The sequence below is a fragment of the Desulfosarcina sp. genome, from assembly GCF_041551955.1.
Lineage (GTDB): Bacteria > Desulfobacterota > Desulfobacteria > Desulfobacterales > Desulfosarcinaceae > Desulfosarcina.
Window position 1 is genome coordinate 1 of the sequence record NZ_JBFELV010000551.1, and the last position, 2,942, is coordinate 2,942.

The following is a 2,942-nucleotide window of genomic DNA, read 5'->3' on the forward strand; positions in this document are numbered from 1 at the left end:
CATAACCGATTCGGCCAACAAGGTGCTCAACGCCCTGGACAGCCGCAAACCATAATCAACCGCCACGGGAATAGTTTTTAGCAATGGGTGAAAGGGATCCCGAATTCTATGTTGACGGCCTCCGCGCCGGCAACCGCCGCATCCTGGCCAAGACCATCACCCTGATCGAAAGCGCACACCCCACGCACCGACAATTGGGACGCACCGTGGTGGACCGGCTGCTTCCTGAAACGGGAAAGGCCCTTCGCCTCGGCGTCACCGGCGTTCCCGGTGTCGGCAAAAGCACCTTCATCGAGAGCTTTGGCATGATGCTGGTGGAAAATGGGCTTCAGGTGGCGGTACTGGCCGTGGACCCTTCCAGCACCCGCAGCGGCGGCAGCATCATGGCCGACAAAACCCGCATGGAACGGCTCTCCGTTGCATCGGGGGCGTTCATCCGCCCGTCGCCCTCCGGCGGCACCCTGGGCGGCGTGGCCCGCATGACCCGGGAGACCCTGCTGGTTTGCGAGGCTGCCGGGTTCGATGTGGTGCTCGTGGAAACGGTAGGCGTGGGACAGTCGGAAACCACGGTGGCCTCCATGGTCGACTTTTTCCTGGTGCTCATGCTGGCCGGCGCCGGCGACGAGCTTCAAGGCATTAAAAAGGGGGTCCTGGAACTGGCCGACGCGGTGGCCATCAACAAGGCCGACGGCGACAACCTCGAAAAGGCCGAGAAAGCCCGACGCGCCTATGAGATGGCCCTGCACCTACTCAACCCGGCCTCTCCCACCTGGTCGCCGCCGGTGCTGGCCTGCAGCGCTTTGACATTGGCCGGGGTGGACACACTATGGGAAACCATCCTGGAGCACCGCCAGCGGCTGTCCGCCACCGGCGAACTTGAGGAAAAACGTCGCCGCCAGGCGTTGGCTTGGATGTGGTCGCGCATCGAGGACGGACTCAAGGAACGATTTTTCAGCCACCGTGCGGTCAAGGCCCGGCTGCGGGATATGGAAGCGTCGGTGGAGCGGGGTGATATCTCCCCCACCGCAGGCGCTGAAACGCTTCTTTTTTTGCTTGACAAGGATGGCTGAGTCTATAAAGGTTAAAATTTATTTCCAGCATGCATTCTATTTTCTTATAAATTGTTCAACCACTTATTATTTCAAGTGATATTTAATTTGCGGACGGCTGTCGGATGTGTTTCATGATTGCCCGGCAGTTAGTCAAAAGGTTCTGCACTTCAGGTGAAAGGAATGTGACATGGGTATTGTGAAGGAAAAAATCAAGGATCTCAAGGCGCGCGAAGCCCGCATCCTTGAGATGGGCGGAGAAAAGCTGGTCGCCAAGCACAAGGAAAACGGCAGGCTCACCGCCCGTGAACGGCTGGGAAAGCTGTTCGACAAGGGAACCTTCCGGGAGATCGACATGTTCGTGCAGCACCGCTGTGTCAATTTCGGCATGGCGGATGTCGAGATTCCCTCCGACGGCGTAGTCACCGGGCACGGCCTGGTGGACGGGCGGCCAGTGTTCGCCTTTGCCCAGGATTTCACCTCTCGGGCGGGTAGCCTCGGTGAGATGCAGGCCAAGAAAATCTGCAAGGTTATGGACATGGCCTTAAAGGCCGGTGTCCCCTTCGTGGGCCTCAACGATTCGGGCGGCGCCCGTATCCAGGAGGGTGTGGATTCCCTCTCCGGCTTTGGCCAGATCTTTTACCGCAACTCGGTAGCCTCCGGCGTGATCCCCCAGATCTCGGCCATCATGGGACCCACGGCCGGCGGGGCGGTCTATTCACCGGCCATGACCGACTATATATTCATGGTCAAGAATACCAGCTACATGTTCATTACCGGCCCTGAAGTGATCAAATCGGTCACCGGGGAGGAGATCAACTTCGAGGACCTGGGCGGTGCCATGGCCCACAACGAAAAAAGCGGTGTGGCCCAGTTCGCCTGCGAGAGCGACGAGGACGCCCTGGTCCAGATCAAGCAGTTGCTGGCCTATCTGCCGGCCAACAACATGGAAGAGCCGCCCGTGGTGGATACGGGCGACGACCCCACGCGCACGGACGCAAAACTCAACAGCATCATCCCCGACAGCCCCAACAAAAGCTACGACATGCGCGATGTGATCCGCAGCATCGTTGACAACGGCGAGATCTTCGAACCCCACCAGCACTTTGCCACCAATATCCTGACCGCCTTTGCCCGGCTCAACGGTCGGTCCATCGGCATCATCGCCAACCAGCCCATGGTCATGGCCGGCTGCTTGGACATCAATGCATCGGACAAGGCCACCCGCTTCATCCGCTTCTGCGATGCCTTCAACATTCCGATGCTGACCATCGCCGATGTACCCGGATACCTGCCCGGCAGCCAGCAGGAGTGGGGCGGCATCATCCGCCACGGCGCCAAGCTGCTGTGGTGCTACAGCGAGGCCACCGTGCCCAAACTGCTGCTGGTGACCCGCAAAGACTACGGCGGCTCCTACCTGGCCATGTGTTCCAAGGACCTGGGGGCCGACTTCGCCTTTGCCTGGCCCACTGCCGAGATCGCCGTCATGGGTGCCGGCGGCGCCGCCAACGTCATTCATCGCAAGGAGATCAAGGGCGCCAAGGACCCCAAGGCCAAGCGGGCGGAGAAGATCGCCGAATACGAGGAGCTCTTCTCCAATCCATACTGCGCCGCCCAGCGGGGCTATATCGATGCGGTCATCGAACCGGCCCAGACCCGGCCGCGGCTGATCGACGCCCTGGAGATCATGTGCAGCAAGCGGGAACTGCGGCCGCCGAAAAAGCACGGCAACATTCCCATGTAGCGGACCGAGTAAAACGTTAACCAAACCCTAAAAAGGTGTGATTTATGGATGCAAATGAGAAAAAACTGGCCGCCGCCCTCGCCGCGGTCACGGCCTATATCCAGACCGAAGAGGAAGCGCTGGTCATGCCTCCGCCCAAGCGGCCGGAA

At 60.0% G+C, this 2,942-nt stretch carries 2 protein-coding genes; both read left to right on the plus strand.

From position 1 onward, the window contains the following. Positions 1-83 precede the first annotated feature (83 nt). Positions 84-1,070: a methylmalonyl Co-A mutase-associated GTPase MeaB gene (gene meaB, locus ABYV26_RS23960; RefSeq protein ID WP_372683869.1), complete on the plus strand. Its 987-nt coding sequence runs from the start codon at positions 84-86 to the stop codon at positions 1,068-1,070. Positions 1,071-1,239: 169 nt separating this feature from the next. Next, the gene (locus tag ABYV26_RS23965; protein ID WP_372683870.1) at positions 1,240-2,793 is read left to right on the plus strand and encodes an acyl-CoA carboxylase subunit beta; all 1,554 of its coding nucleotides are present in this window, start codon (positions 1,240-1,242) and stop codon (positions 2,791-2,793) included. Positions 2,794-2,942: the final 149 nt, after the last annotated feature.